9 protein-coding genes are annotated in these 15,522 nt (G+C 73.5%); 6 read left to right on the forward strand and 3 right to left on the reverse strand.

Annotation, left to right across the window (positions count from 1 at the left end; all coding sequences use genetic code 11):
* Positions 1–82 precede the first annotated feature (82 nt).
* The 6 genes from ACWD3I_RS34355 (at position 83) to ACWD3I_RS34380 (ending at position 11,465) form a co-directional block, all read left to right on the forward strand.
* Positions 83–2,494, forward strand: a complete 2,412-nt coding sequence (locus tag ACWD3I_RS34355; protein WP_451084258.1) for a hypothetical protein — start codon at positions 83–85, stop codon at positions 2,492–2,494.
* The gene (locus tag ACWD3I_RS34360; RefSeq protein ID WP_365413153.1) at positions 2,484–3,785 is read left to right on the forward strand and encodes a CHAT domain-containing protein; all 1,302 of its coding nucleotides are present in this window, start codon (positions 2,484–2,486) and stop codon (positions 3,783–3,785) included. Before ACWD3I_RS34355 ends, ACWD3I_RS34360 begins: the two co-directional genes overlap by 11 nt.
* Positions 3,782–7,111, forward strand: a complete 3,330-nt coding sequence (gene fxsT / locus ACWD3I_RS34365) for an FxSxx-COOH system tetratricopeptide repeat protein (protein WP_365413151.1) — start codon at positions 3,782–3,784, stop codon at positions 7,109–7,111. Before ACWD3I_RS34360 ends, fxsT begins: the two co-directional genes overlap by 4 nt.
* 132 nt (positions 7,112–7,243) lie before the next feature.
* Positions 7,244–8,074 carry a glycosyltransferase gene (locus tag ACWD3I_RS34370; protein ID WP_365413149.1) on the forward strand — a complete coding sequence of 277 codons (831 nt, stop codon included), beginning with the start codon at positions 7,244–7,246 and terminating at the stop codon, positions 8,072–8,074.
* Positions 8,071–10,134 (forward strand): glycosyltransferase family 39 protein, encoded by a 2,064-nt coding sequence (locus ACWD3I_RS34375; protein ID WP_365413147.1) that lies wholly within the window; start codon positions 8,071–8,073, stop codon positions 10,132–10,134. The genes ACWD3I_RS34370 and ACWD3I_RS34375 overlap by 4 nt, the downstream gene beginning before the upstream one ends.
* A 113-nt stretch (positions 10,135–10,247) precedes the next feature.
* Complete coding sequence (locus tag ACWD3I_RS34380) at positions 10,248–11,465, forward strand: cytochrome P450 (RefSeq protein ID WP_365413145.1); 1,218 nt, start codon at positions 10,248–10,250, stop codon at positions 11,463–11,465.
* Here ACWD3I_RS34380 and ACWD3I_RS34385 read toward each other — a convergent pair.
* From ACWD3I_RS34385 to ACWD3I_RS34395, 3 genes are all read right to left on the reverse strand, one after another.
* Complete coding sequence (locus tag ACWD3I_RS34385) at positions 11,455–14,556, reverse strand: ATP-binding protein (RefSeq protein WP_451084259.1); 3,102 nt, start codon at positions 14,554–14,556, stop codon at positions 11,455–11,457. The two genes, ACWD3I_RS34380 and ACWD3I_RS34385, sit on opposite strands and share 11 nt — an antisense overlap.
* A gap of 119 nt (positions 14,557–14,675) precedes the next feature.
* Positions 14,676–15,416, reverse strand: coding sequence for an FAD:protein FMN transferase (locus ACWD3I_RS34390; protein WP_365404057.1), 741 nt, complete (start codon positions 15,414–15,416; stop codon positions 14,676–14,678).
* A 2-nt stretch (positions 15,417–15,418) separates the two neighbouring features.
* Positions 15,419–15,522: FMN-binding protein (locus tag ACWD3I_RS34395; protein ID WP_451084266.1), on the reverse strand; the 104-nt coding region annotated here is incomplete at its 5' end.

The raw sequence follows: 15,522 nt of genomic DNA on the forward strand, positions 1-15,522 counted from the left end.
GGCAGGCGGTCGGGGCCCGTGCGCGACTCCCGCGGCTGCCGGTGCACTCCGGGTCGGCGGGCGGCCGGGGCGGGGGGCTGCGGTGACGGCGGAGCTGAACGGGCGGGTGGCCGGGCCGCGGCAGCGGCTGTTGCAGGTGCTGGCGTGTTCCGCGTTGGGGCCCGGGCTGGACGGGGTGCTGTTGTTCGACCTGGAGCCGGAGATGGTGGCGCCGGTGACGGACGCGTTCGCCCGGGTTCTCGGGCTGCGGAACGGGCGGCCGGTGCGGCGGGCGATGCTCGGCTCGGTCACCGGGGACGACGAGCTGTGGCTGCGGCCCACGCTGCGGCACGAGGGCGCCGGGATGAACTTCTCGCTCGCCCCGGGCCCGTTGGTCGACATCGAACCGGAGGCGTCGACGCTGGTCGTGGTCCCCGATCTGGTCCGGCTGAGCCTGCCCGGCATGCGGGCCGCGGTACAGCTCCTGGGCGCCGACGTCGCCGCGGTCGAGCGCTCCGGCTTCCGCGCCCGCTGGCGTCCCCGGGCCCGCTGGCTCGCCGCGTGCCGCGAGTCGGAAGTGGGCCGCCTCTCCCCCCATCTCCTGGACCGCTTCCCGATCCGTCTCAACGCGGCGGGACTGGAACCGGACCGACTGCTCGACGTACTGGACCTGCCGCGGCAGAGCCGTGGACCGGGCGGGTCGACCGCACCACGCGTCGCCCCCCGACGCGCCCCCGACGCGGACGGCGGCCTTCATCCCCACCGCAGCGAGCCCCACACCCTCGACGACTCCAGCCACGGAGAACAGGCCACGTCCGACGGCCCCGAACACGCCGAACTCCCCCCGCGTCCCACGCCGAGCCCCGATCGACAAGTCCCACGCAACGACTCCCCGCTCGCCCCCGACACCCCGACGCCCCACGACCCGGGCCGGCCCGACACCCCACCCTCCCCACCCGGACGCGGCCGACCGGGCTCCCTCCACACTCGGGAGCCCACTCCGAGCCCCGACGACCAAGAACAACCCGGCGACTCGGACACCCCGAAGCCCCACGACCCGGGCACACCCCACACCCCGCACTCCCCACCCCGGCACGGCGAACCCGCCCCGCTCGACACCCCGGCCCCCGCGCCGAGCCCCGGCACCCCGGCCTCTCACCTCACCCCCGATGCCCCCGACCCTCTCGACACCCCCCGCACCGGCCTCGTCCTCGGCGAGCTTCCCGAAGCCTGGCGGGGCGTGCTGGCGGCGGGACGGCCCGGCGGGTGTGCGATGGACGAGGAGGCCGCCGCTCGGGTCGTGGCGTTGTTCGACGGGGACCGGGGCAGTCGGCGGGCCCTGGGGCTCGCGCGGCTGGCTCGGGCGTTGGCCGTGTTCGGGGGCGACGACAGCTGTGGGGCCGAGCGGGTCGACGAGGCCGCTCGGCTGATCGGCGTCGCCGCGCGGCCACCCGTACCGCCCGGTTCCGGGCTGCCCGCCGACCGCGGTCCCGTCGCCCACGACGGCGACGGCGAGCGACGGCCCGTGCCCGAGCCCGCGAAGCCGGACCCGGTCTCCGACGACGGCCCCGCGGACCGGATACCCGGCGCCGCCGTCGCCGTGCCCGCCGGACCAGCCGAGGCCCTGGACACCTTCGCCGCCGATACCGGAGACGGCGTCGGCTCACCCTTCCCCGAGGACGACGCCCGGTTCCTGCGGGAGTTCGCCCCGCTGCGGATCCCCTGGCAACGGCGCCCGGAGCCCAGTTCGGCGCGCGGTCCCGTGATCGGCGTGCGGTCGGCCACCACCCTGCGCGACCTCGCCTTCGTCGCCACCGCCATCGAGGCCGCCAAGCACCAGAACCTCCCCGGCCGCCGCGCCCTGCGCACGGACGGCGACGGCCGCCTCGTGGTGCTGCCCGGCGACTTCCGCAGCTACGCCCGGCTCCCCGTCGCGGAACGCATGCTGGTGCTGCTCCTCGACCACACCTGCCGCCGCGGCTGGGACTGGCAGTCCGCCCTCGCCCCGTACCTTCAGTGGGCCTACACCGGACGGGCCTCCATCTGCGTGGTCGAGGTCGGCAACCGGGACGCGGCACACGAGCTCAAGGCCGACCACTTCGTCGCCCGCAGCGTCCTCGACCCCCGCGTCGGCCGCGCCCTGCACCGCCCGGCCGGACGCAGCAGCCCCCTCGCCCACGGCCTGGCGATGACCGACCAGTTGCTGCGGCGTGCCTTCCAACAGCGCTCCAACCTCGTCGAGGCATGGCTGGTGGTGGTCTCCGACGGTCGTGGCAACGTTCCGCTCGACACCGGCACGGGCGACCGGCTGCCCGGCCCGGTGCGCCGTACCGGCATCGAGGACGCGCTGTCGGCGGCCGGCCGGATCGGCGCGATGGGGCGGATGCGGCTGCACTCCGTGGTCGTGGACGCCGCCCGCCAGCCGTACCCGGACCTGACGTTCCAGCTCGCCGACGCGCTCGGCGGAGTGACCGTCGCCGGACGCACCGCACGGGGGGTGACCGGTGTCCGCTGAACCGTCCGTCCCCCGCGGTCTCGGCGGGGCGATCCCGCTGGGGCCCGGCATGCCCGCCCGGCCGCCTGCGCCCGAGCCGCTGGTCGCCCCGCGCCCCGCCGCCGTACCGGAGCATGTGGCCGAGCCCCAGGAAGCCGTACGGCTGCCCGCCGCGCCCGTCGATCCGGACGCCCGGCTGCCCGCCGGTTTCGCGAAGCTCTCGGTGCAGCGGGCCTACGGTGAGCCGGGGCAGGACGCGTTCTGGCTCACCGGGCACAGCGGTGAGCTGGAGAGCCGCCTCGACTCCGAGTACACCCGGCTGCGCCCGGACGACCTGGTGCTGCACAACCTGCGGCCGGGCAGCTCGATGCCGCCGAGCGAGATCCTCCTGGGGCTGGCCGAATGGTCCCAGGGCCAGGACCCCCTGGTCCGCTGGATCAATGTGCTGCGGGCCCGGCACGGTGCCGAACTGCAGCTGGTGGTCTGGGACGACACGGACTACGACATCCCCTGGGAGCTGCTGCATCTGACGGACCACCAGGAACACGGGCTGGTCTCCGGGATCCTGGGCGCCCTGGTGACGGTGGTGCGCTGGACGACCGTCCGCGAGGCCGGAACGACCCCCTTCGGCACCCCGGCGACCTGCTCGGGCCATGTCCTGGGCTACTACGCCGAGCAGATGAGACGGGACGTCGAGGTGTTCGAGGAGTATGTGCACCGCGCGCACATCGGCACCCCGCGGACCTTCCTCACCGAACTCACCCGGCCCGACCTGGGCGCCGGCCTCGTCTACATGGGGTGCCACGCCGAGTACGGCGCCCGTGCCCACGAGGTCAGGATCGCCTCCGTCAGCTGGAGCGACCTCAACCGGCAGGCCATGCCCGCGCTGCGGGGCGGGTCCACCCTCGTCTGCCTCAACGCCTGTGAGTCCGGGCGCCTGTTCGACAACCGTGGGCGTGGCGAGAACGCCCTGCGGGGCTTCGCCGAGCTGTTCCTGCGCAAGGGGGCCGGCGGCTGCATCGCCACGTCCGGGAAGGTCGGCGACGACATCGCCCATCTGCTGATCAGGGAGCTGGTGGGCCGGGTGTGCGCCGACCCGGACCTGCCCGTCGCCCGTGCCCTGCGCGAGTTCCGGGCCAGTGCCGTGGCCCGATTACCCGACCCGCTGTCATGGCTCGACGTCGCCAGCCCCGCCTACACCGCGCGGCAGCAGGAGATCCTGCTGGTTCTCTACAGCTTCATGTTCCTCTACTTCGGACATCCGCTCACCACGCTCCGGCTGCGGGTGCGCGCCCAGGAGGTGAGGGCATGACCGGCGACGCCTCCTCCTTGCTGGTCGAGCCCCTGGTCGGCTGGCCCCGCAAGGCGCAGGCCGGGCAGAGCTATCTCGTCACCGTCGACCTCAACGGGCCGGCGGGGGACGAGGACTGGCCCTACGAGGAGGAGGAGTTCGACTTCGGGGTGGCCCTGGACGGCGCCCCGCACTTCGTGTGCGAGGCGCTGAGCGAGCCCAGCGTCGTCCTGCACCGCTTCGGCGGCACGTACGGCCCGGCGCGTTTCGTGGTGACCGCAGACCACACGCCCGGGCCCGGCACGATCTGGCTGACCATCACCAACCGCTGGGGGGTGCCGGTCCGTACGGTCGAACTGCCCAGCGCGATCGTCGCCGAGACGGTGCCCGCGGGACCGGGACAGATCGTGGTGCCCTCGGCGAACGGCCGCCCCGCCGCCCTCCCCGGCTCCACCCGCCCCGGCACGCTCCCCACCCCCCGCCCCTCCGACCCCTGGTCCCCCGACCACGTCACCATCAGCTACGCGGGCACCCACCGCGCCTGGGCCACCTGGACCGCGCACCAGCTGGAGCGGCACGGCTGCCGTACCGACCTGCTGCGCTGGGACCCGCCGCCGGGCGTCCCGCTGAACTGGCTGCTGAGCGATCTGCTCGGTGCCCCGGGCCGCGTTCTGCTGCTCCTGGACGAGGGGTATCTGCGGCTCGGCCACCGCACCGAGGCCGAGTGGGCCGGGGCGCTGGCCGACGTGGTCGCCCCGCGTCTCGACCGGTTCGCGGCGGTCGACCTGTCCACCCGTGCGCTGCCCGCCTCGGCCGCCGTACTGGGCCCGCCCGCCCTCAGGGACCTGGACCCGGCGGAGGCGCTGCGCCGGCTGCTGGCCGCGCTCGGTCTGGAGCACACCGAGCCGGACGCCGAGGAGGACGTACCCGCCGCGCCGCGCTTCCCGGACGCACCGCCGGCGGTGTGGAACGTGCCGCGCCGCAACTTCCGCTTCACGGGCCGCGATCCGGTCCTCGAGGAGCTGCGCGCCCTGTTCGAGAGCGGCGGTCCGGCCGGGGCGCGGGTGGCGCTGCGCGGGATCTCGGGGGTGGGCAAGAGCCAGATCGTCATCGAGTACGCGCACCGCTTCGCCAACGAGTACGACGTGGTCTGGTGGATCAGCGCGAGCTTCCGGGCCACCGCCCGCCAGCAGTTCGCCGACCTCGCCGACCGGCTCCAACTCACCGACGCCCGGGCGCTGGGAGAGCGGGTGCGGGCGGTGCGGGAGGCGTTGCGCACCGGCCGCAGGCGCTGGCTGCTCATCGTGGACAGCGCCGACGACATGGAGCAGGTCGACGACCTGCTGCCGGAGAGCGGCGGCCATGTCGCGATCACCACCCTCACCCGCGGCTGGGCGGCCTCGGGCGGGGTCGCGGAGATCCAGGTGGACCGGTTCACCCGGGCGGAGAGCGTCAGTTACGCCCGCCGGCACGTGGAGCGGCTCACCGAGGAGGAGGCCGACCAACTCGCCGAGGCGGTGGAGGACTTCCCGTTGCTGCTCGGGCAGACCGCGGCCTGGCTGGAGGCCAACAGCCCGGTGCCGGCCGCCGACTACATCGCCCGGCTGCGCGGGGCGGACGCGGACGTCATCGGCATCCAGGTCTCCTCCGACTACCCGATCGGCTTCCGGACCAGCTGGGCCATCACCCTCGACTCCCTGGAACAGGACAACCCCAAGACGACGGAACTGCTGCGCCTGTTCGCCATGTTCTCGCCCGGCTCGATCCCGGTGCGCCAGCTCCAGCACGCCCGCCCCGGCGACCTGCCGCCCCATCTGGCGGAACTGGCCGCCGACCCGGTGCGCTGGCAGAACGCGCTGGCCCGGCTGGCCGAGTCCACCGCCGTACGCAGGGACTTCGTGCAGACCTCGGACGGCGACACCTATGTCGACAGCGTGGAGATGCACCGCCTCTACCACCGCTTCCTGCGCCGTACGCTCTCCCCCGCCGACCGGGACGAACTGTCCGCGGTCGCCTGCCGGGTGCTGGTCTCGGCCGATCCGCAGCGCCCCTCCGACGTGCACGCCTGGCCGACGTACGCCGGACTGCTGCCGCATCTGTATTCGTCCGGCGCGCTGGAGAGCGCCGAGGACTCGGTGCGCGAACTCGTCCTGAACTGCATCGAGTACCTGCGGCTGCGGGACGAGGAGAGCACCGGGCTCACGCTGTGCGAACAGGTGCTGGCGCGCTGGCGGGTACGGCTGCCGCCGACCCATCCGTCGATGCTGGTCCTGGTCCACCAGCACGCCAACATGCTGCGGCGCTGCGGGCGTTACCGGGAGGCGGAGGCCGTCGGGCGGGCCGTCGTGGAGCAGCTGGAGTACGAGCGGGCGCCCGACGACACGGACCTGCTGCGGGCCCAGGTCGGGCTCGGCGGGACCTTGATGGCGCTGGGCCTGTTCGAGGAGGCGCACCAGCTCTGTGACCGGGTGTGGCGCGCGTACGACGCCCTGGAGGGGCCGGAGGCACCGCACACCCAGGGGTCGCTGCACAATCTCGGGGTGGCCCTCGGGCTGCTGGGCCGCTATCTGGAGGCGGCCGCCGTCCACCGCGAACTGCTGGCCCTGCGGGAGCGGTTGTTGCCCCGCAACCATCGGCTGACCCTGCTCACCGGTCTCACCTACGCCCGTTCGCTCAGGCTCCTGGGACGCCACCGGGAGGCCGCCGAGCTCCAGGACACCAACACCCGGCTGCACCGCGAGACCATGGGCGAGTACCACACCCAGACCTTGCTGGCCCTGCACAACCAGGCGCTGTGCCTGCGTCGTTCGGGCGACTACGAGAGTGCCGGTGATCTGTTGCGCGGTCTCGTGGAGCGGTGCCGGCAGTTGCAGGGCGCACGGCATCCGATGACGTTGATGATCCAGTCGGACCGGGCGTCCTTCCTGCGCTCCCACGGTGACCCGGTCGAGTCCGCCGATCTCACGCTCCAGGTCTGCGAGGGCTACCGGCATCTGCTCGGTGACGACCATCCGAACACGCTGGGCGTGCTGGGCAATCTGGGCTCGGTGTACTGGCGCCTGGGCAACCACGGCGACGCCCGGAGTCTGATCGAGCAGGCCCTGCGCGGGATGCGGAGCGCGGTGGGCGCCGACCACCCCTGGTCCTTGGCCTGTGCCCTGAACGTGGCGGCGGTGCGCCATCTCTCCGGTCGGCAGGAGGAGGCCGCCGGCCTGCGCGAGGACACCCTGCGGCGGGCCCGGCAGGTCGTGGACGAGGGGCATCCGCTGCTGCTGGCCTGTACGCAGGCCCTGACGACGGCGGCCGGCGATCCGCCGGACTCCGACTTCGAGCCGCAGCCCATCTGAACTGCCCTTCCGGAGCCGAGCCTTGGGCTTGGGCGTGGTCCTTCTATGAGCGACCTGTGAGTCCGCTGATTCTCACTCTTCCCTCAGCGACGGCTCAGGGTTCCCCCAGACACCGCCCCGATCGTCACTGGCATGAACGAAACGAACGCGGGAGGCGCCCGGCGGCGGTCGGTCGAGATCGTGGTGCCGGTCCACAACGAGGCACACGTCCTCGCCGAGTCCATCGGCCGTCTCCACGCCTACCTCGAAGAGTCCTTCCCGTTCCCGTTCCCGTTCCGGATCACGGTCGCGGACAACGCCAGCACCGACGCCACCTGGCAGGAGGCGACGGAGCTGACCCTGCGCCTGCCGCATGTGCACGCGGTGCGTCTGGAGGCCAAGGGCCGCGGTCGTGCCCTCAAGCACGTGTGGTCCCGGTCCACCGCCGACGTCGTCGCCTACATGGACGTGGACCTGTCGACGGGTCTCGAAGGCTTCCTGCCGCTGGTGGCGCCCCTGCTCTCCGGCCACAGCGACCTCGCGATCGGCAGCCGACTGCACCGGCAGGCCGCGGTGGTGCGGGGCGCCAAGCGGGAGTTCGTGTCCCGTTCGTACAACCTGCTGCTGAAGGCGGGGCTCGCGGCCCGGTTCTCGGACGCGCAGTGCGGGTTCAAGGCGATCCGCACCGACGTCTTCCGGGCGCTCGCCCCGCACATCGAGGACACGGCCTGGTTCTTCGACACCGAACTGCTGGTCCTGGCCCAGCGCAACAGGCTCCGTGTCCACGAGGTGCCGGTCGACTGGACCGACGACCCCGACAGCCGTGTCGACATCGTCCGCACCGCCCTGGACGACCTCAAGGGCATGGCCCGCATGCTCCGCACCTGCCGTACCCGCATCGCCGTACCCCGGCGGACCAGCACTCCGCAGGTGCCGGCCGCCCGCCCGACCACCCCTGCCGTCCACCTGGAGTACGCGTCATGACGACTCTCGCCCCGCCGCCCGTCCAGGAGGCCCGGCACCGGGCCGCGCCGCCCGCCGCGCGCGGCCGTGTGCGCAGGCTGTTCACCGGCGCCCCCGAGGACCCCCGCTGGGCCCGCCCGGCCCTGTGGGCGGTCCTGGTCCTGGCCACGGCCCTGTACGCCTGGAACCTGTCCTCGGTCACCGGCAACACCTTCTACAACGCGGCCGTCTACTCCGGCACCAAGAGCTGGAAGGCGTTCTTCTTCGGCGCGTTGGACTCCGGCAGCTTCATCACCGTCGACAAACCGCCGTTCGCCCTGTGGGTGATGGGTCTGTCGGCCAGGGTCCTCGGTTACGGCACCTGGCAGTTGATGCTGCCGATGGTCGCGCTCGGCACCGGCTCGGTGGCCCTGCTGTACCGCATGGTCAAGCGGGACTTCGGTGCGGTGGCGGGAACGATCGCCGCGCTGGCACTGACGTTGACCCCGATCACCGTCGCCATCAACCGGGACACCAACCCGGACCCGGTCCTCGTCTTCCTGATGCTGCTCGGCGCGGCCGCCCTGATGAAGGCCGTGCGCACGGGCCGGCTGATGCCCCTGGTGTGGTCCGGGGTCGCGATCGGCTTCGCGTTCAACACGAAGATGATGCAGGCGTACGTGGTGCTGCCGGCGTTCTTCCTGGTCTATCTGTGGGCCGCGAACGCCTCGCTGGGCCGTCGTGTCCGCAATCTCGCCGTCGGCACGGTCGCCCTGGTGGCCAGTTCGGCGTGGTGGATGGTGGTCGTCGATCTCATCCCCGCGTCCTCCCGCCCCTACATCGGTGGCTCGACGGACAACACGGTCTGGGACCTCGTCATCGGCTACAACGGCTTCGGCCGGATCTTCGGGGCGAGTTCGTCGGTGGGCTCGCAGGGCAACGGGGCGAGCTTCGGCGGCGAGGCGGGTCTGTACCGGATGTTCAACAGCATCATGGGCGGCCAGATCTCCTGGCTGATCCCGTTCGCGCTGATCGCTCTCGTCGGCGGACTGGTGCTGCGGGGCCGGGCTCCGCGCACCGACGCCAAGCGGGCGGCGCTGCTGCTGTGGGGCGGCTGGTTCGTCCTGCACTATCTGACGTTCGCGCTCGCCGAGGGCACGTTCCATCCGTACTACGTCACCGCCATGGCACCCGGTGTCGCGGCGCTTGCCGGTATCGGCGGAGTGCTGCTGTACCGCGCCTTCGTGGAGGGGTCGGCGGCGAAGTGGGGCTGGGTGCTGCCGGCGGCGATCGCGGTGAGCACGGTGTGGGCGGTCGTGCTGCTCCAGCGGGTGTCGGGTTCCGGGACGCTGTACACAGTGGCGGAGGTCGTGGCCGGCGTGGCCGGTGCGGTCGCGGTGATCGGGCTGCTGCTCGGGCGGTTCACCAAGCGGCAGCGGCTGACCGGGATCGCGGCACTGGCGGCCGTGGTCGCCCTGCTGGCCGGTCCTGCGGCGTACTCGGTGTCGGCGGCCGCTTCCAGCACGAACGGCACCAACCCGACGGCCGGACCGAGCACCGGTGGCGGCATGGGCGGTGGCGGCGGCATGGGCGGCGGGCAGCGTCCCAGCGGCGGCCCTGGCGGCAGCACCAGCCAGAGCGGCACCGGTCAGAGCGGTTCGGACGGGCAGTCCACGGGGCAGCCGCCGTCCGGCACGGAAAGCGGCGGCACCGAGTCCGACAGCGAGTCCCGGACCGGTGGATCCGCCGGAGGCATGGGCGGCGGCACCCAGGTCTCGTCCGCGATGATCACGTATCTGAAGAAGAACCAGGACGGAGCCACCTGGCTGGTCGCGGTGGCCACCGACCAGACGGCCTCGTCGATCATCCTGGAGTCCGGTGAGCCGGTCATCTCGATGGGCGGCTGGTCCGGCAGCGACGACGCGATGACGCTCGCCAAGCTCAAGAGCCTGGTGAAGGCGGGCAAGCTGCACTACATCGTGATCAGTGACAGCGGTCAGGGTTCCTCGAACACCGAGATCTCCACCTGGGTGAAGAAGAACGGCACGGCGGTCTCCGACTACAGCGGCCTCTACCGCCTGGACGCCTCCGACGTCAGCTGACCACCCCTCGATCTGGACGGGCCACCGGACTCCCCTGCCGGTGGCCCGTCCCTCGTACGCGCTGAAACCGCTCTGAAACCACGCTGAAGGCGGCCCCCCGCACACTCCCCACCATGACCACGCAGCTCACGCCCGACCTCGTCCAGAACCCCCTCGGCGCCTACGCGGACCTGCGCACCCGCCCCGGCCTCGGCCATGTCGTCCTCCCCGGCCTGAGCACGCCCGTGCGGCTCGTCACCCGCCACAAGGACGTGACGGCCGCGCTCACCGAACCCCGTCTGGTCCGGGACCGGTCGACGATCACCGACTCCGACATGCCGGATCCGCAGGCCGAGTTGCTGGCATCGGGGCTCGAGGGCCTCCCCGAGGAGTACGTGCGCTACCTCTCCGGGCATCTGGCCCTCTTCGACGGCGACGAGCACACCCGTCGCCGTACTCCGCTGACCCGCGCCTTCACCGCCCGCCGGGTCGCCGCGCTGCGCCCCTTCGTGGAGAAGACCGTGCGGGAGCTGGCCGACGCCCTCGCCGGACGCGAACAGGCCGATCTGCTGGGCGAGTTCGCCTATCCGCTCAGCACCGCGCTGATCTGCGAGCTGGTCGGCGTGGACGCGGCCGACCAGGACAGGGTGTGCGGCTGGATCCGGGACTTCGCGTACGGCGACGGCAGCGGCGTCCTGGAAGGGCTCGGCGGGATCGTCGGGTACACGAAGGACCTGGTGGCCCGGCGCCGCGTCGAGCCCGCCGACGACCTGGTGTCGGCGCTGCTGGCGGACGGCGGCATGACCGACGACGAGATCGTCACCGTCTTCTTCCTGCTGATCAACACCGGCATCACCCCGCCCGCCCTGTTCCTCGCCCACGCCGTCCTCGCCCTCCTCGACCACCCCGACCAGCTGAAACGCCTGCGCGCCGAGCCGGAGTTGCTCGGCCGGGCGGTGCCCGAGCTGCTGCGCCACGTCACACTGGTCCGCATGGGCGCCACGCTCTACGCCACCGAGGAGTTCGTGTTCGCCGGCACGCGGCTGAGGAAGGGCGAGGCGGTGACGGTCGCCCTGTTCGCCGCCGACCACGACCCGGCCGCCTACGACTGCCCCGAACGCCTCGACGTGACCCGGGAGTTCGGCCGCGGCGACGGCCATCTGGCCTTCGGCCACGGCCCGCACTACTGCATCGGCGCGGCGCTCGGCCGGCTGGTGACGGGCGTGGTGCTCGAGGAGCTCGTCGTACGACGGTCGGCGGCACCGGAGTTGGCGGTGGACCGCGCCGACGTGCCGTTCGGGCACTGGCCCGGAGACGGCTTCCACCTGCTGGGCCTGCCGGTCAGACTGTGACCCGCACCAGCCCCAGGGCGGCTTCCCGAAGCCCCTGCGGGTCCAGGGCGGCATACCTGGCCACCGCGTCCTCGTAGGCCGCCCTGTCGGCGTTCCGGGCCGCCTCGCGGGCGAGTGCCGAGGACATCGTGGGCTGGAAGTTGCGCAGGACCCGGAAGCGTTCGGCGAGGGCGGTCAGCCGGGCCCCGCGCGCGCCGTCGCCGTCGGCCAGGGCGATGGTGCCCAGGGCGAGCAGCAGAGCGCCGCACACCGGGAAGTCGACGGTCACATAGCGCGGAGTGGCCGCCGGGCGGGTCAGCAGGGCGGTGAGGCGGTCGGGCAGTGCGCCGGCGAGGGGTGCGACGAGGTGGGTGCGGCCGTGCCGGGCGTGGGCGGTGAGGGCGGCGGACTGGAGCTCCAGCACCCAGCCCTGGATGACGAGTTCCTCGCCGGGGGCCGGGCTCGCCGCGTGCTCCAGGCGCTCCACGGCCCGGCGCCACAGCCCGAGCCCGGTCTCGACGTCGCCGCGGGCCAGCGCCATCTCGGCGCGGGCGCCCAGGTCGGGGGTGAAGGCGTCCGGGGCGGTGGACTCCGGCTCGTGCCGCAGCGCCTCCTCCAGCCAGTGCTCGGCCGCGTCGAGGTCGCCGGTCTGGAGGTTGGCGAGCATCAGACCCCACCGCATGCCGATGGTGTCGCTCCACTCGCCGAGGTTCTCCAGGGCGTCGAGCGCGGCCCGCATGTGCACCAGCGCCTCGCCGCCGCGCTCGGTCTGCAGACAGAGTTCGGCGAGCCGGGAGGCGGGCCAGATCCGCAGCACCGGGATGTCCCCGCCGCCGAGCGCCTCGACCATGCGGCGGGCGGCGGCCAGGGCGAGGTCCGGCCGGTGCTCGCTCTCCCACACATAGCTGGCGACGTAGTTGGCGACGCCCGCGAGCAGCGGCTTGTCGCTGTCGCACAGGCCGTCCAGCTCCTTGTGGTCCGCGAGCACGTGCGGGAAGGCGCACAGCACCGCCGCGATGGCCCGCACCATGGTGTCCGGCTCGGCGGGCGGCAGCCGGCGCAGGGTGACCAGGGTGCGGACGGCGCCCGGTCCGACGCCCAGGAACAGGTTGGCGGTCAGCAGGGTGGCCGCGGTGCGGGTGGGTTCGACGTACTCGGCGGTGGGCCGGTAGTGGGACAGGGGCCGGGCGGTGTCCTCCAGGAGGGTGATCATCCGCAGGAAGTTGGTCTCCGTGCTCCACAGGGCGCCGAGGACGGCGGTGACCGTGGCGACGGTGGCGAGGTCCTCGCGGGCGAGCGCGAGCCGCAGCGCCTGGACGAGGTTGTCCTGCTCGGCGCGGATCAGCTGCCAGGACGCGAACGGGTCGGTACCGAAGGGGGCGTCGTGGTGGGCGGCGCCGAACTCCCGCGCCCAGTCCAGGAATCGGTCGGTGGCCGCGTCCTCCCGGTCCACGGCGGCGAACTCGCGGACCGTCTCCAGCATGCTGAAGCGCGCGCCGTACGGTGTGTCGGCGACCTTCAGCAGGGACTGGTCGACGAGGTCCTCCAGGACCTCCCAGGCGTCGTCGACGAGTTGACCGGCCGCCTCGGCCGTGAACCCGGCCGGGAAGACGGACAGCGCGCGGAGCGCCGCCTGTGCCGGTTCCTCCAGGAGGTTCCAGCTCCAGTCGACCACGGCGTGCAGGGTGCGGTGGCGTTGCGGGGCGTCCCGGGGGCCGCCGCGCAGCAGCGTGAACCGGTCCTCCAGGCGCCGGGCTATCTCCGCGACCGACATCACCCGGACCCGGGCGGCGGCGAGTTCGACGGCGAGCGGCAGCCCGTCGAGCCGGCGGCACAGGCCGGCCACGGCGTCGGCGGGCAGGTCGACGCCGGGGCGGGCGGCGCGGGCGCGCTGTGCGAACAGCTCGACGGTGGTGGCGGGGTCCAGCTCGGGCAGCGGGTGGACGGTCTCGGAGGACAGTCCGAGGGGGGCCCGGCTGGTGGTGAGGATCCGCAGGTCCCGGGTGCGTGACACGAGGGCCTGTACGAGGTCGGCGACGCCGCGGACCACCTGTTCGCAGTTGTCCAGGACGAGCAGGGCGGGTCCGGTACCGAGGGCGCCGACTACGGCGGTGACCGGGTCGGGCCCGGCGGCTTCCAGGGCGGAGGCCACCTCGGCGGCGACGTCGGAGTCGTCCCGGACGCCGGCGAGCGGCACCAGGTGCACGATCCGCTGCTCGGCGTCGCGGGCGACGGCGCTCGCGAGGCGGGTCTTGCCGAGGCCGCCGGGGCCGACGACCGAGGTGACCCGGGAGCCGTGCAGCAGCCGGGTCACCTCGGCGACGTCGGCGTCCCGGCCGAGCAGCGGATTCGGCTCGTGCGGTACGCCGCGCCGGACGGCGGGCGCCTCGCCGCGCAGCAGTTCCTGATGGAGTTCCTGGAGGGCGGGGCCGGGGTCGGTGCCGAGTTCGTCGCGGAGCCGGCGGCGGTGGCGGTCGTACGTCGCGAGCGCGTCCGGGGCGCCGGCGGTGGCCGTCTGGCAGCGCATCAGCTCCAGGAGGAGTTCCTCGTCGCGCGGGTGGGCGGCGGCCAGGGCGGTGAGCGGTCCGACGGCTTCCTCGCGGCGGCCGGTGCGGGCCAGGGCGAGGGTCCGGGAGCGGACGAGGGTGTGGTGGGCGGCGGCCCGTTCGGCGCGCAGCGCGCCCAGGGGGTCGCCGGGAACGGCCTCGCCGTCGGGTGCCTCGGCGCCGTCCCAGAGCGCGAGTCCGGCCTCGGCCTCGGCGAGGGCGCCCGCGTGGTCCTGGGCGCGGGACTTCTCGGTGGCGGCCGCGGTGTGCAGGAGGACGGCGCAGGCGTCGACCTGTTCCTCGCGCAGGGTGAGCCGGTATCCGGTGGGTGTGCTGGCGATGGCCTCGGTGCCGAGCTGCCGCCGGGCCCGCGAGACCAGGATCTGCAGCGCCTTCGCCGGATTCTCCGGCCGCTCCTCCGGCCACAGCCCCGCCACGAGCCGCCCGGCACTGCACCCCGTGCGCAACTCCCCCGCCAACAGGGCGAGCAGCCCCCGCAGCCGGGGCGCGGTGATCTCCCGCCCCTGGTGGGACACGGCCGTCAGCAACGTCAACTCGATGGTCACCGCGCCAGGTTAGTCAGCCGATCACACGACCGCCCCTGGTCGGGAACACGAGCGGTTGCCGGGAACACCGAGACAGGCAGGCCGAACTCGCCCGCCCCGCACCCGGTTTCGTCACGTTCTCACGCCGCCGTCGACCGCTCCCGCGCCGTGGGGAACCCCGGCGTCCGCAGCACCCGGCGCTCGGCGTCCACCGCGAAGACCTCGCAGCCCGGCAGTCCCGCCGCCCAGTCGACGCCCTCGGCGCCCATGGCGAAGGCGGCCGTGGCGACCGAGTCGGCCTCGGTCAGGGTGTCGGCCACCACCGTGAGGCTGAGCAGCCCCGTGGCCGGGCGGCCGGTGCGGCCGTCGATGATGTGGTCGCCGCGTTCGTAGCGGGCGGAGGTCGCGACCGCGCCGTCCGTGAGGTCCAGGACCGTGCAGAGTCGGTCGGCGTGTTCGGGGTGGCGTACGCCCACCCGCCAGGGCCCGCCGGCGGCGACCACGTCACCGCCGGCGTTGAGGACGAAGCGCCGGGCGCCGGCCGCCGTCAGGAGCTCGGCGGCGCGCTGCACCGACCAGCCCTTGACCACCGCGCAGGGGTCGAGGCCCCGGCCCGGCAGCCGTATGTCGAACGCGCCGGCCGTCGCGGCCCGGTAGTGCTCGCACAGGTCGAGCACGATCCGCAGATCCGCGCTCACCGCCCCCTCGGTGAGCTCGCCCCGGCCCAGCCGCGACACCTCGCTGTCGGGCTTGAACGGGCTGAACCGGGCGTCGACCTCGCGCAGCCACGCGAAGACGGCGTCCGCGGTCTCCTCGCCCACGTGCTCGTCGTCGACCCGCAGCGAGACCGGGAACCCCATGACGTGTTCGACCCTGTGCATGGTCAGCCCTTCGCGTCGATCGCGGCCTGGAGGGACTCCTTGTAGCCCTCGGTGGTGATCGTCGCACCGGACACCGTGTCGATGTCCGCGCTCTGCGCCTCCAGCG

The sequence above is a fragment of the Streptomyces sp. NPDC002817 genome (genome assembly GCF_053592055.1).